The 18,323-nt window shown below is 62.4% G+C and carries 13 protein-coding genes and 1 pseudogene; 10 read left to right on the top strand and 4 right to left on the bottom strand.

The window, feature by feature from the left end; genetic code table 11:
• Positions 1-308: 308 nt before the first annotated feature.
• Entirely contained in the window at positions 309-761 is a 453-nt protein-coding gene (locus tag Sp245p_RS00055) for a DUF29 domain-containing protein (RefSeq protein ID WP_014239175.1), read from the bottom strand.
• 155 nt (positions 762-916) lie between these two features.
• Between Sp245p_RS00055 and Sp245p_RS00050 the strand changes: the two genes are divergently transcribed.
• From Sp245p_RS00050 to Sp245p_RS00030, 6 genes and pseudogenes are all read left to right on the top strand, one after another.
• Positions 917-1,132 (top strand): hypothetical protein, encoded by a 216-nt coding sequence (locus Sp245p_RS00050; RefSeq protein ID WP_014239177.1) that lies wholly within the window; start codon positions 917-919, stop codon positions 1,130-1,132.
• The gene (locus Sp245p_RS00045) at positions 1,129-1,590 is read left to right on the top strand and encodes a hypothetical protein (protein WP_014239178.1); all 462 of its coding nucleotides are present in this window, start codon (positions 1,129-1,131) and stop codon (positions 1,588-1,590) included. Before Sp245p_RS00050 ends, Sp245p_RS00045 begins: the two co-directional genes overlap by 4 nt.
• Positions 1,591-1,592: 2 nt before the next feature.
• Complete coding sequence (locus tag Sp245p_RS34715; protein WP_186466524.1) at positions 1,593-1,862, top strand: hypothetical protein; 270 nt, start codon at positions 1,593-1,595, stop codon at positions 1,860-1,862.
• 11 nt (positions 1,863-1,873) lie between these two features.
• The gene (locus tag Sp245p_RS00040; protein WP_158310381.1) at positions 1,874-2,905 is read left to right on the top strand and encodes a tyrosine-type recombinase/integrase; all 1,032 of its coding nucleotides are present in this window, start codon (positions 1,874-1,876) and stop codon (positions 2,903-2,905) included.
• 535 nt (positions 2,906-3,440) lie between these two features.
• Positions 3,441-4,246 (top strand): annotated as a pseudogene (locus Sp245p_RS00035) (IS5 family transposase).
• Positions 4,247-4,799: 553 nt separating this feature from the next.
• Complete coding sequence (locus tag Sp245p_RS00030) at positions 4,800-12,155, top strand: calcium-binding protein (protein ID WP_109138309.1); 7,356 nt, start codon at positions 4,800-4,802, stop codon at positions 12,153-12,155.
• Here Sp245p_RS00030 and Sp245p_RS00025 read toward each other — a convergent pair.
• Positions 12,118-13,197, bottom strand: coding sequence for a hypothetical protein (locus Sp245p_RS00025; protein WP_129557133.1), 1,080 nt, complete (start codon positions 13,195-13,197; stop codon positions 12,118-12,120). The genes Sp245p_RS00030 and Sp245p_RS00025 overlap by 38 nt on opposite strands.
• Before the next feature lie 118 nt (positions 13,198-13,315).
• On the opposite strand from Sp245p_RS00025, the gene Sp245p_RS00020 reads away from it, so the two are divergent.
• Positions 13,316-13,585, top strand: a complete 270-nt coding sequence (locus Sp245p_RS00020; RefSeq protein ID WP_342799412.1) for a helix-turn-helix domain-containing protein — start codon at positions 13,316-13,318, stop codon at positions 13,583-13,585.
• Positions 13,586-14,525: 940 nt separating this feature from the next.
• Here Sp245p_RS00020 and Sp245p_RS00015 read toward each other — a convergent pair.
• Positions 14,526-15,638, bottom strand: coding sequence for a hypothetical protein (locus Sp245p_RS00015; protein ID WP_129557132.1), 1,113 nt, complete (start codon positions 15,636-15,638; stop codon positions 14,526-14,528).
• Between the two features lie 548 nt (positions 15,639-16,186).
• On the opposite strand from Sp245p_RS00015, the gene Sp245p_RS00010 reads away from it, so the two are divergent.
• Positions 16,187-16,495 carry a hypothetical protein gene (locus Sp245p_RS00010; protein ID WP_129557131.1) on the top strand — a complete coding sequence of 103 codons (309 nt, stop codon included), beginning with the start codon at positions 16,187-16,189 and terminating at the stop codon, positions 16,493-16,495.
• A 428-nt stretch (positions 16,496-16,923) separates the two neighbouring features.
• On the opposite strand, the gene Sp245p_RS34710 is transcribed toward Sp245p_RS00010, so the two are convergent.
• Complete coding sequence (locus tag Sp245p_RS34710; RefSeq protein WP_165359960.1) at positions 16,924-17,094, bottom strand: hypothetical protein; 171 nt, start codon at positions 17,092-17,094, stop codon at positions 16,924-16,926.
• A gap of 90 nt (positions 17,095-17,184) precedes the next feature.
• Here Sp245p_RS34710 and Sp245p_RS36180 point away from each other — a divergent pair, with 90 nt between their 5' ends.
• Together Sp245p_RS36180 and Sp245p_RS00005 are read left to right on the top strand one after the other, a co-directional pair.
• On the top strand, positions 17,185-17,319 hold the full coding sequence (locus Sp245p_RS36180; RefSeq protein ID WP_281291707.1) for a hypothetical protein: 135 nt from the start codon (positions 17,185-17,187) through the stop codon (positions 17,317-17,319).
• A 664-nt stretch (positions 17,320-17,983) separates the two neighbouring features.
• On the top strand, positions 17,984-18,323 hold a 340-nt coding region (locus Sp245p_RS00005; RefSeq protein ID WP_129557130.1), incomplete at its 3' end, for a hypothetical protein.

Genomic DNA, 18,323 nt, shown 5'->3' with positions numbered 1-18,323 from the left:
TAGCGGCTTGCGCGGGAACAGTACATTATGTATTGATATGAGACGATACATAATGTACCGCTCATTGGAGGCGCTTGTAAGAGCGCGTCGCCCGATGCCGGTTTGAGGAAGGTCCGACCATGCCTCTCCCCTTAGACTCTATGCACTGCTCCGACTTCACCGCCTTAACGGACGATCTGGATAGCCTCGTGGACCGGCTGCATGTCGCTCATGCAGCCGGTCAGATCGATGCGGACGATGTTAGGAACGCCCTCGCTGCCCTGCGCTGTTCGAGCGACGGAAGAGAAAACGGAGCCGGGGACGCCGGTTCACGCTTCGGGCAGGAATCCGTCGTCCATCATCTGATCAAACGACCACGGACAATCCTTTGGAAACGTCGTTTCCGGCAGACCGGTTTCCCGCTCCGCGCCGATCAGCGCGTCGCTGTAGGCATCGACGATGGTTTCGTCGAGCATGGCCTTCAGGCTTGGATTTTTCCGAAGGTGGCGCTCGATCCGGTTGCGCTGCTCCTTGATCGTCAGGCGCCAACTGTTCCCCCGGAGGCCGGGCTGGAAACGCCATTTCAGCAGATGGAGCAACAGCACGGTCAACCGGCTCTCCAGTTGTTGCTGCTCACTCCGCCCCATGCTTTCGATCTCCTCGGCAAGGTTCTCCAGGTCCAGATCGACATTGCTGCGCTCCGCGGCCAGCCGCCGAAGCCGACCGGCCTGATCCTGCGTCCAGGCAAAGAAGTCGCTGTCGTAGAGCCGTGTATCAGGCATGGGAAGACCCTCCGGTCTCTAAGTATGACTTGCGCCAATCCATCTGTCCAACGCACCCGCATCGGCTTGGAGCGGATGTCGGCCAGCCCGGTCTTGCCGAATGAGGGCATCCGCCTCCCGGATATGAGCCACCTGAACAGCGGGGCCAGGGCAGCATGAGCGACCAATTACCCCGCGTGCTGCTCGGCTTTCAGCCACGCGAAGGCCTCTTCGTCGTGCAGATCGAAGGCGAGGCCGGGCCGCTGCTGAAAACGCCCGATCCTTCCGCGGCAGTCTCCGCCGTCGGATTGTCCTCCATCTCGTGCCGTACCGCTCCCCATGCCTCCCGGCGCGCCCTGCGTGCTCTGAAATCCTGCGGAGTCGACGTATGACATCCATCACACACAGCATGGCGCACCCACCCGTGCCGATTGCCGCCGGATCGGCAACCATCCGCCTTCCGGATTGCCACGCCGCCCGCCACCGCGATGCCTGCGCGACCATGGCTCCACCACCCGGCGCCCGGCGCATCCGGGCCGTGCGCCGGGCCGACGGGCGCGTCGCGTATCCGGAGGTGGTCCGGTACCGGCTGTACCGCTGGAACGAGGCGGAGGAGACCTATCGCCCCGCCGAGCTGGTGGACCTGCCGCCCACGGTGGAGAGCCATCCCGACGAACACATGCGGGAGAGGGCGCGGGCATCGCGCCGGCCCTTCCTGCCGGTGACCCTGCCCTATGTCGCCGACGTCCAGGATCTCGTCCTATACGAACGCCTGAAGGCTCGTGGTGTGCTTGAGCATGGCCACCGAGTCGCGGTTGACGAACTGGATCAAGGGCAGGGGCGGAGGTGAGCATGGCTGCAAGGCTAAGCGACATGGCCGGCCTGCCAGATTGGCCGCGCTGCCTCTCAAGGGATCAGGCAGCGGCGTATGTCGGTGTGAGTCCTGGCAAGTTCGATCAGGAAGTGGCCGACGGGATCTGGCCATCCGGCGAGACGCGCGGCGGCCGAATCCTTTGGGACCGCGTGCTACTCGACAAGTGGCAGGACGAACGCAGCGGCCTTGTGCAACAATCCATGCCGGCGGCGGGAGCGGGCACGTCGGAATGGGCAAAGTGGAGTTGAACGTCCCTCGCATGAAGCGAGTGGCCGGGCGGTGGTACTGGCGCACCACCCCGACCGTGAAAGCGCTTGGCTTCTGTGACGAGCCACTCGGCGACGACACCGAAAAAGCGATCGCCCGAGCGCGGGACCTGAACGCACAGGTCGAGGCCGAACGCACGCGGCGTGCCGGCCTGGAGCCCTCCATCATTCCCGGCAGTGTGGCGGAGCTGATTGGCAAATACGAAGCTTCGCCACAGTTCGCGAAGCTGGCGCCGAAAACCAAACAGGATTACCGGCTGCTGCTCCGCAGAATTGAGAAGGTCGCGGGGTCGAAGCTGGTCAGCTCAATCACGCGCGCGTGGCTGGTGCAGGGCTATGAAGTGGTTCAGGGCAAATCCGGGCTGGCGACGGCGAACGCCGTGATGCGGGTCTGGCGGATTTTGCTGGGGCACGCCTGCGACCGCGGCATGATTGACTTCTCGCCGGCCGACGGCATGCGCCTGATCGGCACCGCGGCTCGAACCCAGGTGTGGACCCGTGACCAGGTGGAGACGTTCTGCGCGGCGGCGGAGAAGCACGGCCGGCCGTCCTTGGCGCTCGCCGTGCGGCTGGCCCTCGACATCGGCCAGCGGCAGGGGGACATCCTGGCGCTGAAGTGGAGCGACTACGACGGCACGGCCTTCGCGATCGTGCAGGGGAAGACGAAGCAGCCGGTGAGGGTTCCTGTCACGGCGCAGATGCAGAAGCTCCTGTCGACCGTGAAGCGGGACGCTGTGCAGGTCATCGTGTCGGAAGCGACCGGGCGGCCCTACGCCAAATTTCATTTCGTACACGAATTTTCGCGCGTGCGCGCCCTGGCGGGGCTGCCGACCGATCTCCAGTTCCGCGACTTGCGGCGGACGGCGGCGACGGAACTGGGCGCTGCCGGCGCTACCGATGACGAGATCCGATCCGTCACCGGGCACAGATCGCGTGGAGTGGTGGCCGTCTATGTACAGCCCGATGGGCGAATGGCGGAGTCGGCACAAAAAAAGCGCCAGCGGCTTAGCAAGCCGAAGCGCTGATCAGACGGGCTTGGGAGGGTGCCACCGCCCTTCCGACCGTTCGCTAGTGGGAAACGGATGGGAAGGGCGGTGGGAAAACTGGTGCCGCAGCAGGGATTTGAACCCCGGACCTACTGATTACGAAAACTATGACATTGTTGGAAATCCAAGGCTTTTCCCACTTGTTCTGTGTTCGTGCACGTATGGAATATCAATGACTTGCAATGGAGGTGGGAAACTTGGAAGCCCCTCCAGTCGGAAGCCGGATCAAGGAATTCCCTCATCGCCACCCTGTTGAGCAGTTGGCGTCAGTGCAAACGCCGCGTCCATCAAGGCCCTTCGGGAGGTGAGCACCGGAATAGCCTTCTTTGGGCAAACCGGTCACCGCTGAACAGTTTAGCAAACCGATCCCCGAAGCCGCCGGACATCACCGAAACCCTCTGAAAGTCATCGGCGGTGCGGGTTTTGGCAAACGCAATGCGTGCATTGCGCGAGAACAAATCCTATGCCTTATAAGAGTGCGTAACAAAACCGGCCAGGAACGGTTGGTAGGGGCATGGCAGCCCCTCTTGTTTCCGACGCCTTGTGGGCGATCATCGAACCGCTGATCCCGCCGGAGCCGCCCAAGCCAAAAGGCGGACGGCCCCGGTTGGACGATCGTGCGGCGCTGACCGGCATCCTGTTCGTGCTGCGCACGGGCATCCCTTGGGAGCTTCTGCCGGTGGAGATGGGCTGCGGCTCGGGGATGACCTGCTGGCGGCGTCTGCACGAGTGGCATCGGGCCGGGGTATGGGAGCGACTGCATCGCGTGCTGCTCGACCGGCTCGGCTATGCCAACGCCATCAACTGGGATCGGGCGGCGGTGGACAGCGCCAGCGTTCCAGCAAAAAGGGGGGCGAGGAGACTGGCCCGAACCCGACGGATCGCGGCAAGCCGGGCTCCAAGCGTCACATCCTCGTCGATGCCAATGGCATCCCACTCGCCCTGAAGATTTCGCCGGCCAACCGGCACGATAGCAAGCTGCTGGAGACGCTGGTCGATGCCGTGCCGGCGATCCGCCAGTGTGCGGGCCGGCCACGGCGCCGCCCGGCCAAGTTGCACGCCGACAAGGGCTACGACTTTGCACACTGCCGGCGGGCGCTGCGCCAACGAGCGATCATTCCGCGGATCGCCCGGCGTGGCGTCGAGAGCAGCGAGCGTCTTGGCCGACACCGATGGGTGGTCGAGCGGACGCTCGCATGGTTCGCCCGCTTCCGCCGCATCGCCGTCCGATACGAACGGCGCGCCGACATCTTCACCGCCTTTCACCACATCGCCGCCAGCCTCATCTGCTGGCGCTTCGTCCAAAGATGGTTCTGTTAGGCGCTCTAAGCAGCGAAGGCTACAGACCGAACGTCGGACTTTGCGCGCTGTCCCGGTCTGGCGCGTTGTGTGCTGCAACCGACCAGTTCTACCCGTCGTGAAGCGAGCCCCTTCGCGACATTCCTACCAGGGCAGCCCCATGCGTCGCGCTGCGGTGGGGAAGTTCTCGTCGCGATCAGCCATTCAGCGCAGCGCACACACCGGGCTGCCTGGAATAGGAGCAAGCCGAAACCGATCGTTACCGCCATCGTCTCCGCTCCGAAATCGTCATCCTGCCTGATTTGGCGGTGATTGAGCGCACCGGCTCCGCCGGGCGCGCCCGTCCGCAAGCGGGCGGAGGATGCTTTGCTTGCCAACCCTACTGACCAGCAACTAGCCAAACTCGACCGGCTACTGGAGGTCGGTCGCAATGCCGATTGACGCGTAGCGCTTCCCGAACGCGAATGGCGACATAACGGCGCACCAAAAAACAAACATGCTTTAAATTTTTGCAATTGCTGATTGATTTAACGTATCATTTTCTTGATATATTAGAAATTATTGAGGATCAGTCATGAACGCGATTGTCGCCGGTGCCGAATCCCGTGTGAACACGCACACGCCGAGCAGCCAGGGGGCGCCGGACGTGACGGTGCTGCCGAATGGCAACTACGTCGTGACGTGGCACTCGCTGGGGCAGGACAACAACACGGTCAACCCCAACACATCCTGCGGTGTCTATTCCCAGCTCTACCGCGCCGACGGCACGCCAATCGGCGGCGAATCGCTGGTGAACACCTACACCCTCTACGCCCAGTATGGGCAACGCGTGACGGCACTATCCGATGGCCGCTACCTCATCGTCTGGCAATCCGAGAACCAGGATGGTTCGGGCTGGGGCACCTACGGCCAACGGTTCGCCGCCGACGGCTCGCGGATCGGTGACGAATTCCGCGTCAACGCCAATGCTCCTGATACTCAGTACCTGCCGAGCGTGGCCGGCTTGGCCGGAGGTGGCTTCGTGGCGTCCTGGACGTATGGTTTGAACCCGCAAAGCCACACGGACATCCATTTGCGGCGCTTCGACGCGTTTGGCAATGCGGTGACCGGGGACGTCCTGGTCAACGGCACGACCGCCGGCCATCAGGACAACTCAGAAGTCGTTGGGCTGAGCGACGGTGGGTTTCTGGTGCTGTGGCAGTCGCAGGGCCAGGACGGCAGCGGCTACGGCCTCTACGCCCGGCGCTACACGGCGGCCGGGGTGGCGCAGCCGGAGTTCCGCATCAACACGACCACCGCGGGCGATCAGTCGCAGCCGGCGGTCGCGGTGCTCGGCGACGGCGGGCTGGTGGTGGCGTGGCAGTCGGCGGGACAGGACGGCAGCGGCTCCGGCATCGTCCTGCAACGCTACGACGCGCTGGGCCAGGCGGTGGGCGGCGAGGTCGTGGTGAACACCACCACCGCCGGCGCCCAGACCGCGCCGGACGTCATCGCCCTGGCCGACGGCGGCTATCTGGTGGGCTGGGTGTCGGCCAACCAGGACGGCAGCGGGCTGGGGATCTACGCCCAGCGCTTCGACGCGGTGGGCAACCGGGTGGGCGGCGAGATCGCCGTCACCCAGGCGACGCTGGGCGATCAGGTGGAGCCGGCCTTCGCCGCCACCGCCGACGGCGGTTGGATCGCCACCTGGAGCGGTTACAACCCGGCCACCGGCACCCTCGACGTCATGCAGCGCCGCTTCACGGTGGCGGAGGTCACGGTGACGGTGACCGCGCCCGACCGGGTTCTGGCCGTTGGCCAGCCGGTCGCCGCCGCAACGCTGTTCTCGGTGGCGTCCGATGCGCCCGCCGGCACGGGCGTGGTGATCCAGAGCTATGAGTTCACGGATCTCAGCGTGGGCGGCGGGCACTTCCTGCTGGACGGCGTGACGCAGGCCGCCAACACGCCGATCGTGCTGGCCGGCGACCAGCTGCACCGCCTGACGTATGTGGCGAACGCGACCACGGGCGGCCACGACACCATCCGTGTGCGCGCCTTCGACGGCACGTCCTGGGCGGAGGACACGGCGGCCCTGGCGGCCACGGCGCCGCGGGCGATGGTGGTGGCCGGTGCCGAGTCCCGTGTGAACACGCACACGCCGAGCGACCAGGGGGCGCCCGACGTGACGGTGCTGCCAAACGGCAACTACGTCGTGACGTGGCACTCGCTGAATCAGGATGGCTCCAAGTACGGCGTCTATTCCCAGCTCTACCGCGCCGACGGCACGCCGATCGGTGGCGAAGCGCTGGTGACCAGCTACACACTCAACAATCAGAACGGACAGCGGGTGACGGCGCTGCCCGACGGGGGCTACCTCATCGCCTGGCAGTCCGAGGGCCAGGACGGTTCCGTCTGGGGCACCCATGGGCAGCGCTTCGCCGCCGACGGCACACGGGTCGGTGGCGAGTTCCGCGTCAACGCCGGCACCCCCGACAACCAGTACCTGCCGAGCATGGCCGGCCTCGCTGATGGTGGCTTCGTGGTGACTTGGACGCACGGCCTGTACCTGCAGAGCACCTCGGACGTTTATCTGCGGCGCTTCGACGCGTTTGGCAACGCGGTGACCGGGGACGTCCTGGTCAACGGCACGACCGCCGGCAACCAGGACAACTCGGAAGTCATCGCCCTGGGCGACGGCGGGTTTCTGGTGCTGTGGCAGTCGCAGGGCCAGGACGGCAGCGGCTACGGCCTCTACGCCCGGCGCTACACGGCGGCCGGAGTGGCGCAGCCGGAGTTCCGCATCAACACGACCACCGCGGGCGATCAGTCGCAGCCGGCGGTCGCGGTGCTCGGCGACGGCGGGCTGGTGGTGGCGTGGCAGTCGGCGGGACAGGACGGCAGCGGCTCCGGCATCGTCCTGCAACGCTACGACGCGCTGGGCCAGGCGGTGGGCGGCGAGGTCGTGGTGAACACCATCACCGCCGGCGCCCAGACCGCGCCGGACGTCATCGCCCTGGCCGACGGCGGCTATCTGGTGGGCTGGGTGTCGGCCAACCAGGACGGCAGCGGGCTGGGGATCTACGCCCAGCGCTTCGACGCGGTGGGCAACCGGGTGGGCGGCGAGATCGCCGTCACCCAGGCGACGCTGGGCGATCAGGCGGAGCCGGCCTTCGCCGCCACCGCCGACGGCGGCTGGATCGCCACCTGGAGCGACTATAACCCGGCCACCGGCACCCTCGACGTCATGCAGCGCCGCTTCACGGTGGCGGAGGTCACGGTGACGGTGACCGCGCCCGACCGGGTTCTGGCCGTTGGCCAGCCGGTCGCCGCCGCAACGCTGTTCTCGGTGGCGTCCGATGCGCCCGCCGGCACGGGCGTGGTGATCCAGAGCTATGAGTTCACGGATCTCAGCGCGGGCGGCGGGCACTTCCTGCTGGACGGCGTGACGCAGGCCGCCAACACGCCGATCGTGCTGGCCGGCGACCAGCTGCACCGCCTGACGTATGTGGCGAACGCGACCACGGGCGGCCACGACACCATCCGTGTGCGCGCCTTCGACGGCACGTCCTGGGCGGAGGACACGGCGGCCCTGGCGGCCACGGCGCCGCGGGCGACGGTGGTGGCCGGTGCCGAATCCCGTGTGAACACGCACACGCCGAGCAGCCAGGGGGCGCCGGACGTGACGGTGCTGCCGAACGGCAACTATGTCGTGATGTGGCACTCGCTGGATCAGGACAATCCAGTCAAGCTCTACGTGTCCAGCGGTGTCTATGCCCAACTGTACAGCGCCGATGGCACACCGATTGGTGGCGAAGTGCTGGTGAACACCTACACCCCTTACATGCAGATGGGGCAGCGGGTGACGGCGCTGCCCGACGGGGGCTATTTGATCGTCTGGCATTCCGAAGGGCAAGATGGTCACGCTTGGGGGGTGTACGCACAGCGCTTCTCCGCCAATGGAGCGCGGGCCGGTGCCGAATTCCGAATCAACATCACGACCTATGACAATCAGTATTTGCCGGATGTCGCTGCTCTGGCTGACGGTGGCTTCGTGGTGACCTGGACGCACGGTTTGAACCCACAGAGCCAAACGGACGTCTATCTGCGGCGTGCCGACGCGCTGGGCAATGCGGTGACCGGGGACGTGCTGGTCAACGGCACGACCGCCGGCAACCAGGACAATTCGAAGGTCGTCGCGCTGGGCGACGGCGGGTTTTTGGTGCTGTGGCAGTCGCAGGGCCAGGACGGCAGCGGCTACGGCCTCTACGCCCGGCGCTACACGGCGGCCGGGGTGGCGCAGCCGGAGTTCCGCATCAACACGACCACCGCGGGCGATCAGTCGCAGCCGGCGGTCGCGGTGCTCGGCGACGGCGGGCTGGTGGTGGCGTGGCAGTCGGCGGGACAGGACGGCAGCGGCTCCGGCATCGTCCTGCAACGCTACGACGCGCTGGGCCAGGCGGTGGGCGGCGAGGTCGTGGTGAACACCACCACCGCCGGCGCCCAGACCGCGCCGGACGTCATCGCCCTGGCCGACGGCGGCTATCTGGTGGGCTGGGTGTCGGCCAACCAGGACGGCAGCGGGCTGGGGATCTACGCCCAGCGCTTCGACGCGGTGGGCAACCGGGTGGGCGGCGAGATCGCCGTCACCCAGGCGACGCTGGGCGATCAGGTGGAGCCGGCCTTCGCCGCCACCGCCGACGGCGGTTGGATCGCCACCTGGAGCGGTTACAACCCGGCCACCGGCACCCTCGACGTCATGCAGCGCCGCTTCACGGTGGCGGAGGTCACGGTGACGGTGACCGCGCCCGACCGGGTTCTGGCCGTTGGCCAGCCGGTCGCCGCCGCGACGCTGTTCTCGGTGGCGTCCGACGCGCCCGCCGGCACGGGCGTGGTGATCCAGAGCTATGAGTTCACGGATCTCAGCGTGGGCGGCGGGCACTTCCTGCTGGACGGCGTGACGCAGGCCGCCAACACGCCGATCGTGCTGGCCGGCGACCAGCTGCACCGCCTGACGTATGTGGCGAACGCGACCACGGGCGGCCACGACACCATCCGTGTGCGCGCCTTCGACGGCACGTCCTGGGCGGAGGACACGGCGGCCCTGGCGGCCACGGCGCCGCGGGCGACGGTGGTGGCCGGTGCCGAGTCCCGTGTGAACACGCACACGCCGAGCAGCCAGGGGGCGCCGGACGTGACGGTGCTGCCGAACGGCAACCACGTCGTGACGTGGCACTCGCTGGGGCAGGATGGCTCCAGCTATGGCATATACGCGCAGCTCTACCGCGCCGATGGGACTCCGGTCGACGGCGAGGTTCGGGTGAACAGCTATACAGCCAACGCTCAACACGGGGAGCGGGTGACGGCGCTGCCCGACGGGGGCTTCCTCATCGTCTGGCATTCCGAGGGCCAGGACGGTTCCGTCTGGGGCACCCATGGCCAACGCTTCGCCGCCGACGGCACACGGGTCGGTGGCGAGTTCCGCGTCAACGCCGGCACCCCCGACAACCAGTACCTGCCGAGCATGGCCGGCCTCGCTGATGGTGGCTTCGTGGTGACCTGGACGCACGGCCTGTACCTGCAGAGCACCTCGGACGTTTATCTGCGGCGCTTCGACGCGTTTGGCAACGCGGTGACCGGGGACGTCCTGGTCAACGGTACGACCGCCGGCAACCAGGACAACTCGGAAGTCATCGCCCTGGGCGACGGCGGGTTTCTGGTGCTGTGGCAGTCGCAGGGCCAGGACGGCAGCGGCTACGGCCTCTACGCCCGGCGCTACACCGCGGCCGGAGTAGCGCAGCCGGAGTTCCGCATCAACACGACCACCGCGGGCGATCAGTCGCAGCCGGCGGTCGCGGTGCTCGGCGACGGCGGGCTGGTGGTGGCGTGGCAGTCGGCGGGACAGGACGGCAGCGGCTCCGGCATCGTCCTGCAACGCTACGACGCGCTGGGCCAGGCGGTGGGCGGCGAGGTCGTGGTGAACACCACCACCGCCGGCGCCCAGACCGCGCCGGACGTCATCGCCCTGGCCGACGGCGGCTATCTGGTGGGCTGGGTGTCGGCCAACCAGGACGGCAGCGGGCTGGGGATCTACGCCCAGCGCTTCGACGCGGTGGGCAACCGGGTGGGCGGCGAGATCGCCGTCACCCAGGCGACGCTGGGCGATCAGGCGGAGCCGGCCTTCGCCGCCACCGCCGACGGCGGCTGGATCGCCACCTGGAGCGGTTACAACCCGGCCACCGGCACCCTCGACGTCATGCAGCGCCGCTTCACCGTGGCAGAAGCCATGCCGGAATTCATCACGATTCATGGAACGCCAGGGGCCGATGTGCTGACCGGCACTCCATTGCAAAACCACATCCTCGGATATGAGGGCGACGATAAGCTGTCGGGCTCGACGTCCCGAGACACTCTCGATGGCGGCGAAGGGGCGGATACGTTAAGCGGCGGTGCCGGTGACGACGTCTACATTGTGGACAACGTGCGTGACGTGGTTCGGGAATTGGTCAACGAAGGCGTGGACGAGGTGCGGACCTCGCTGAACAGTTACACTCTTGGTGCCAACCTGGAGCGGTTGACCTTCATTGGTACCGGTAACTTCGCCGGTACCGGAAACACGCTGGATAACATGATCGTCGGTGGTTCAGGCAACGATACGCTGACCGGTGGAGCAGGGGCTGATACGCTGATCGGAGGCGATGGCGACGACCGCTTCTACTTCGACGATGCCGACGCGCCATTGCAGGGTGGTGCCGGCTTCGATACCGCCGTCGTTCAAGGCAGCGTCGGCGCCAGTCTCGATCTGGCAGCGTGCAGCATTGAACAGGCCTATGGCGGAGGCGGAGACGACAGCCTGATCGGCACCGGCGCCCTCCTCGGCCTTGCGATCAACGGGCGTGACGGCGACGACCTCATCCTTGGTAGCGCTTTCAACGACACATTGACCGGCGGCAATGGCAGCGACACCCTAATCGCTGGAGACGGCGATGATGTGCTGTACATCGACGCGGACGATGCTCTGGTGAGTGGCGGGGCCGGGTTCGACACCGTCTATGTCCAGGGGGACGGAAACCTCACCCTGGACCTTACCGCCAGCGGCATCGAGCGGGTGTTCAGCGGCTCCGGCAATGACATCCTGACCGCTACTGGCTCCGTCACGCTGGTGGAGATCAACGGCGGCGCGGGCGATGACCTGCTCGTTGGCAGCGCCTTTGACGACACGCTGCGTGGTGACGCTGGCAACGACACGCTTTATGGCGGCGACGGAAACGATGTGCTGGTTGGCGGCAGCGGCGACAACGTGCTGTTCGGAGGCGCTGGTGATGATCGCCTGTATGTTGATACCCAGACCGCATCCTTGGATGGCGGTGCCGGTAATGACACGGTCTATGCCCGATACTCCGGTGGCGTGACGCTGGACCTTTCAGCCTCCATCGAACTGTTCAGCGGCAGCGTCGGCAGCGACACCGTGACGGCGGTCAATGCCTCCGCCGCGGTGGAACTGATCGGTGGGGATGGCGACGACTCGCTCACGGGTGGTGCCTATGCCGACAGCCTACGCGGTGACAACGGCAACGACTGGTTGGACGGCGGGGACGGAAACGACACCCTGTCCGGCGGCAACGGGAACGATTGGCTTTTGGGAGGGGGCGGAAACGATACCCTATCCGGCGGCAGCGGAAACGACACGTTGATCGGTGGCTTCGGCGACGACTCGTTGGTTGGCGGAAGCGGTGCCGACCTGTTCGTCTTCTCCAACGGCGGCGGCAACGACATCCTGCGAGATTTCAACGCCGGGCAAGGCGATCTCATCGGTTTGGCGGAAGGTCAAACCTACACATTGGCCGCCGATGTGAGCGGCAACGTACAGATCGTTTTCGGCGCTTCGGATACGGTCACTTTGGTCGGTGTGCAAATCACCGCGGTCTCAAGCTCCTGGTTTGTGACTGTGTAATCTGGTGACGGAGAAGGTGGCGCACCTTCTCCGCTCCAATATTGGAATACAATTCAAAACGGACGAAGAACAGACGCGTCCCGTGGAATGAAGGTTTTGCGACTGGACTCCGAACGCCGGTTCTTGTCCATGACAAAGAGAAACGCACGTCAGCCGTGCCGCGCCCACAGTTCGCCGACGCGACATTGCCGCTCACCAGCCCGCAGACGGCCAGGGACTGCAACTCGGTCAGCCAGAAGACGCCCGGTGCATCCCCCTTCCCTACCGTCTCCTTCGCCTGCGGGACGTTCACGATCCGGCCCAGGCCAGCCAACAGGCTCCGGTGGGAACGGATCAGCTTGCGCACGGTGTGCATGTCCGGCAGCCCGAGCTGGACCGCAAGCCGCTGGTCGGAGATGCGCGGCTCGTCCCATTCCATGCTGATGTCCTGCACCGTCAGGGCGGTGGAGCCCGGCAGGAAGCCGCCCTTGAAGATCGCCCGGATGTGCGGGGCCGCGCCGATCAGGGCGACGCGCTGGCGCAGGTCGGCCAGCTCCGCGGCGAGGTGGGCGATGGTCTGTTGCTGTTCCTCGGCCACGGGCAGCACGCCCCGCCTGTAAGCCAAGAACACCTCGATGATCTGCCGGCGCACCAGGGCGGCTTGCGGGGTGCGGGACAGGGCGCAGATGACCAGCGCTTGGCCTTCGTTCAGGTAGTAGGCTTTGCCGGGGCGGCCTCCTTTGTCGGAGGTTTGGGACACGGTGTCCCGAACCTCCCCGTAGGTTTCCGCTTGGCGAGCGGAAACCCCATCCACCTCGACGAGCGGGCCGTAGCTCTCCAGCTCGGCGCGGTTCTTCACGATGAGGGAGCGAATCTTGTGACGGTCAGCCATCCCCAACCGCTCAGCAATCGTCAGGTCGAGCACCCGCGGCTCGCCGTCTTGGTCGTTCAATTGATCGGGGGTCAGGGGCGGCAAGTCGGCGGGCTTGGTCGGCACCAGGGCGCCAGCCGATTTCCGGCGGCCAGCGCCGGGCAAAGGTGTGGTATTGACGGAATCAGCCATGATCCGTAGCTCCATGCAGCTCGATTGTGGTCAGGCCGGGCCGGATGCTCCCAACACCCGGTTCGGCCGCGCTTGCTATGTCACTAAAAGTGCCATATCGTGACGACATCGGTCAACAATGAATGTCACTAAAAGTGCCATGTCGATAACACCAGCCCAATGCCGTGCGGCCAGGGGACTCTTGAACTGGAGTCAAGATGAGCTTGCCGAAGCAACCAACGGAGAGGTTGCGAAGCGATCCCTTGTCCGGTTTGAGAAAGGGGATACAGCACCTCAGCCGCGCACCCTCAACGCTATCCGCACGGCCATGGAAGCGGCTGGCGTTGAGTTCATCCCGGAGAATGGCGGGGGTGCGGGGGTACGGTTGAGGAAGGGCGGCGAAGGATGATGACCGGTCTGTGCCGTCGTTGGCCGACAGTATCATCAAGACTTAGTGGGCAGAAGCATACAGAGTATGCAGTTCTACAAACGACACGATCTGTTCGGCAGGCACCAGTAGCATGCATAACTAGCTGATCGTAAGTAGTCTGGCCGAAATGCGTCGAGAAGAGTGCCAATACGCGCCCAGTGATAACACGCAGCGAATTACAAAACGGCGCCGACGGGAATTCCCTCAGCGATTTTGCTCAATGCGGGATTGCTCTAGATTGCAATCTGGCTTACCCATAACAGTGGATACCTTTATCATTTATGAGGCATCAATGTATCGCCCCATCCTCTCTGCGGTCGGCCTACTTACCCTCGCGGCATGCGCCGGCGGTCTTTCAGTTTCGCCTCCCGTCCTCATTGGTGAAAAAGACGGACTGCCGCTTTGGCAGTTTTCGGCGAGTTCCCATGCCGACAACGACATCCGCACCGACGCAGCCCAGCTATCCAGGATCTATGCGCCTCACCGGCTACGCTAATCGACGTTAAGGAAGCTCACCAGCATGCCCTAGGCGCCCTACGACGCTGGAATGCACTTTTTACCTGCGCCAAACGAAGCTAGTGGCCCGCGCCTGACGCTCAGCCACCGAGCACACCCAGGTGGAGGGGCCACACATTAGCCCCTCCCCGCAGACCGCACCCACAGGCCACCAGAGTGCGATCTGTCGGGCATCCGCCAGCGGTGCACCGGTCGCGGTGCCCCCTAGCGCCAGAGGGGCACAACGCCCCTCCCCGCCCGGCTGGCGAGCTGCGTGGCGATCATCACCATGCAGGTGAGCAGCTCCAGGCCGGCGGGTGAGTGACCCGATGGGATCGGGGTTGTCGCCCCCCTACGGGCTGGACGGCGACAAGGTAGTAAAGCGGGAATGATTTGACATCCGAAGGGAAAGCCTATCTGAATTCTATTCGGCCTTCTCAGCGGCTTTTATGAATTCAAGTTTCAGCAACCGCTTTAAAAGAGCAGAGCGGCGTTCCTTAACGCCATTCAGTCCGTACTCAACACTGAGCATTTCAATCATAACATCAATCGAAAAGTAAATTGCCGTAAAACACGAAAGGAAGTGCTCATACAAGTTCTCAATCATCTCCTCTCTTGAAGAAGCAGGACCTCTTACAAAAATATTAGGCGCGAAAAAGTACCTAACACCAAATAAAGTCCCATGCAGTATCTCTGAGGAATGCCTGTACAGAGACATCCTTGCCGCAGCAAGAGTTGTTCCTAAATGAATAGGATGCGATTCAGCTATTATGTCTATTTTTTTATCGATACTCATATCTATCCAGTCCCTAACTTCGCTCCCATCTTTTCTTGAGAATTCTTTTATTGCCTCATTAAGGCCAGGAATTGTAGAAGGATCAATCTTACTGGCTAGTTCACTCTTCAAATTGACTTTGACGTTAGTTAAATGAACTTTTCTATCTAGGTCCCTAAAGTATTTCTGAAGAGCGTGCCGTTCGGCTCTATTAACCGCATCAATTCCCAATGTATGCAGAAGGCAAATATTAACACAAGTCTCTAATATAGACCTGCCTATAGAATAACAATCTCTAATATTCATACTTGTGTAAGAAGATAGCTGATATATAGAGCTTTCCGATACGCCGACAGCTTGAATCATAAGGAGCAGAGACCTAATGACATTGGTATTGCCTTTTATCTTTTCAAAATTTGCATATGAGCCGATATCATTTCCAGCAAGATTATGAATAAGATAGTCAATTAACTGCCTCTGTTGATCTAAGATGTACCTTAACTCATTTTTCCACCGAAGATACTTTTTTTCTCCGTCCTCAAATTCAGGAGTTATTGTTTGATATCCATTTTCTGCATAATCTGCGGCTTTCAACATTGCAATCAGCCTCGATAAATTTTCCGTATTTCCAACACCCTCATGAAGAGAGCCGTCATATACTCGATATGTTGATATCCATTTCTTACTTCCGATATCATAATTAACAGAGATTATCATACCTAAAGGCACTTTTTTCATTTCTCGTTTGATGTCTGATTTCAATTTTTTTTCTTCACGTTTGTTTTTTTTTGGCCATATTACACCCCTAAGTTAAAACGATCTGTAGAATACAAACACTCGACTGAAGCACACTCGCAAGATTCCCTCAATGCACAGGCGATGATAGGACGCCCAGGCACCTGACACCGTACCAGAGAAGGTGGGCACAGGTTCTGCCCTTTCCAGCCACAGGCGCAATAGCCACCACCGCGGCCACCAGCTCACCAAGCAGCGGTCCAGCCGGGCGCAGCGCCGGCCCGATCCCCTCCCCTCGATGCCGCTGGCCGGCGGCGGAACCGCAGGCCAGCCCCATCCGGGGAAGCGCGCCAGAAGGCCGAAGAGCGCAACGAACCCGAACGGGCCTCTGGTAGCGCTCACCTCCCCAGAAGCCATCCACAAGCCGCCGGGCTTGAGCTAACGGGTTTGGATCGTCATTGACCGGAGGGCGGACACTCTGCGCGCGCCGGCACGGCTCCACAAACCGGCTGCACCTCTTAAACTGGTTGAATATGATCATGCCAACCACTCACATACGTGCAGAGAAGCCTACCATGAAGACGAAAACCAAACTCACATGGCTGGCCGTAGCAGCTGGCGCGATCTGTTTGGCCTTCAACGCCTATGCTCTATACCGGTTCGGATGGGGATGGGGCACCGGTACCACCGCCATGAACGAGGCTGGTGGCTTCCTAGGCGGTGTGGTTGGGCCTTTTCTCAACTTCATAACGTTGATCGCCGTGCTTTACACAACTGCGATGCAGGCAGAAGAGTTGCGCATCTCCAACGAGACTCTTGCCGCAACGAAAGACGAACTAGCTCAAAGTAGAGAAACTAGTCAAAAAACAACTAGGCCATACTGAGACCGAATCCCGGAAAAACAGCATTTTGAAAGTTATTGGCCTTCTTGACACTGATATACAGACTCTTTTAGGTTGCAAATTTGACGGATTTGCAAATTATTCCGATTCAATGGAAAGCGCTCTTTTATTCATGGAAACTTGCAAGAAAGCCGGAGCAAATATTGAAAAAAATAGTAATTACAAAATACTTAGCGAAATATCAAGTCTTCTAATGAGGATGAATGAATATTTAGAAGCTTACGAGATTGAGGAGCCATCATCTCCGGTTGTTGCTTACTATGAATTCAAATATTGCGGAATTGCACAAAAAATGGAAAGACATGAGCTTGTCAGGCAGGAACGGCGAGTGTATTTCTTCGAATATAACCCTTCCCGCCCCCCGTCGGCGCTGTGGAGGCTCGGGCCGGTGTCGCCGGCCCGAACCTCCCCTACCCCTTCACCCTCTCCGCCAGGAGTCGGGACTCGTTCGCCTTCCGCCAGCTCTCCACCGCCTCGACATCGAGAAGCCCATCGTCCCGCACCGGCATTCCCCGCTTCACCCAGCGCGTGAGCGTCGGGTTGGACACGCCGATGTGCGCGGCGTACTGGAGGCGGGTCATGACGCCTTCCAGGTCCGCGGCGGCGATCAGCCTTTGCTGTTGACTGGCCACTTGGCTTGCCGGCCCGGCCTTGCCCCGGAGGTCGGCGACATGCGCCTCCAGCACCTCCACACGGCGCAGGACATCGGCTATGGCGCCGGCCGCGGGATCGGGCTGGCCTTCGGGTGTGGGATCGGGCTGGATCTGGTGCGCGGGCTGGCCGTCCACCTGTGTTGCGGCCTGTAACACACCCCGCGATCCAAGCCGTAACACAGGCTGTAGTGACAGGCTGTGTCACACCCTCCCCCAGCGCGGCGCGCAGCGCGTCAGCAAAGCCGGGATCGGCCTTCAGCCGGGCCGCCACGTCTCGGACAAGCCCTTGATGTTCTGGAGATACGCGGAGGGACATCGGAGGTGTCGGCATCTGGCATCCCCTGTATGACAGCCTGTATTACATAGCCTGTGGTGACAGCCGGCCTCAAGGTGTCATACAGGACAGGTCGACACCTTCTGTTCCGTTCAGCATCCTACTACTCCGCCTCCTATAACCCTGGGGACTTTTCCAGCACAGCGGCGGTAAGGTCGAGGAACATGCCCGACAGCGGCGCCCTGAGCTGGTTTTCACTTGCTGACTCGAGTGTGAAAGCCGCCACGCAAGGGCGTGCATTGTGTTCACGATGCTTGCCAAGCTAACCTCTTGCGATTCGTTCGAGTTTCCGACGTGGTGTGTCGGGGTGCATAGTTTTCTTCAGCACTTACGCTCGCTTGTAACGTTGACGGGGAGGGACTTCTTTAAGTAGACACCTTCGCGAAAACCGTTCTTAAGCAAGCTTGTGACCGGCCACGTGCCGCGTCCAATCATTTGCCGCCCAAACGGTTCCCTGTTGATTGCCTTTATGAAGGTGTCCTTATGACCAGCCATGAACCAAGCGTCGCTGAAGCTTTTACTGCATTATTTAAGAAAGAAGCCGCCGCAACTAACAATAAAGTTGCCTCTTATGCGCTGGGCGGGCAAGATAGAGATGCTGGAGCTGATTATCTTTATCATGACAACATGAGATTTAGCATTGTTGAGTTTAAGTACAACGAGGGCAATATTCTTAGGGAATCAGAAAAGCCGCGGCGCCTAAAGCTTTGTCACAAACTTGCGCTTCCCGAGAACAAGGAAATGCGCGAAATGCATGATAAGTGCCACTTCATCGCTTGGAAGGAGTCGTGGACCATGAAGCGGCTTATCAATATTTATAGAA

This window comes from Azospirillum baldaniorum (genome assembly GCF_003119195.2).
GTDB classification, from domain to species: domain Bacteria; phylum Pseudomonadota; class Alphaproteobacteria; order Azospirillales; family Azospirillaceae; genus Azospirillum; species Azospirillum baldaniorum.
Note: the sequence above shows the minus strand (reverse complement) of the source record. Positions and strands in the feature narration are given on the sequence as shown.

Bases quoted from the DNA above. Each gene is read 5' to 3' on its own strand.
- Sp245p_RS00010 (WP_129557131.1), top strand. From the start codon at position 16,187: ATGAAGACGAAAACCAAACTCACATGGCTGGCCGTAGCAGCTGGCGCG.
- Sp245p_RS00055 (WP_014239175.1), bottom strand. From the start codon at position 761: ATGCCTGATACACGGCTCTACGACAGCGACTTCTTTGCCTGGACGCAG.
- Sp245p_RS00045 (WP_014239178.1), top strand. From the start codon at position 1,129: ATGACATCCATCACACACAGCATGGCGCACCCACCCGTGCCGATTGCC.
- Sp245p_RS36180 (WP_281291707.1), top strand. From the start codon at position 17,185: ATGCGCCTCCAGCACCTCCACACGGCGCAGGACATCGGCTATGGCGCC.
- Sp245p_RS34710 (WP_165359960.1), bottom strand. From the start codon at position 17,094: ATGACCCGCCTCCAGTACGCCGCGCACATCGGCGTGTCCAACCCGACG.
- Sp245p_RS00050 (WP_014239177.1), top strand. From the start codon at position 917: ATGAGCGACCAATTACCCCGCGTGCTGCTCGGCTTTCAGCCACGCGAA.
- Sp245p_RS00030 (WP_109138309.1), top strand. From the start codon at position 4,800: ATGAACGCGATTGTCGCCGGTGCCGAATCCCGTGTGAACACGCACACG.
- Sp245p_RS00025 (WP_129557133.1), bottom strand. From the start codon at position 13,197: ATGGCTGATTCCGTCAATACCACACCTTTGCCCGGCGCTGGCCGCCGG.
- Sp245p_RS00020 (WP_342799412.1), top strand. From the start codon at position 13,316: ATGAATGTCACTAAAAGTGCCATGTCGATAACACCAGCCCAATGCCGT.
- Sp245p_RS34715 (WP_186466524.1), top strand. From the start codon at position 1,593: ATGGCTGCAAGGCTAAGCGACATGGCCGGCCTGCCAGATTGGCCGCGC.
- Sp245p_RS00040 (WP_158310381.1), top strand. From the start codon at position 1,874: ATGAAGCGAGTGGCCGGGCGGTGGTACTGGCGCACCACCCCGACCGTG.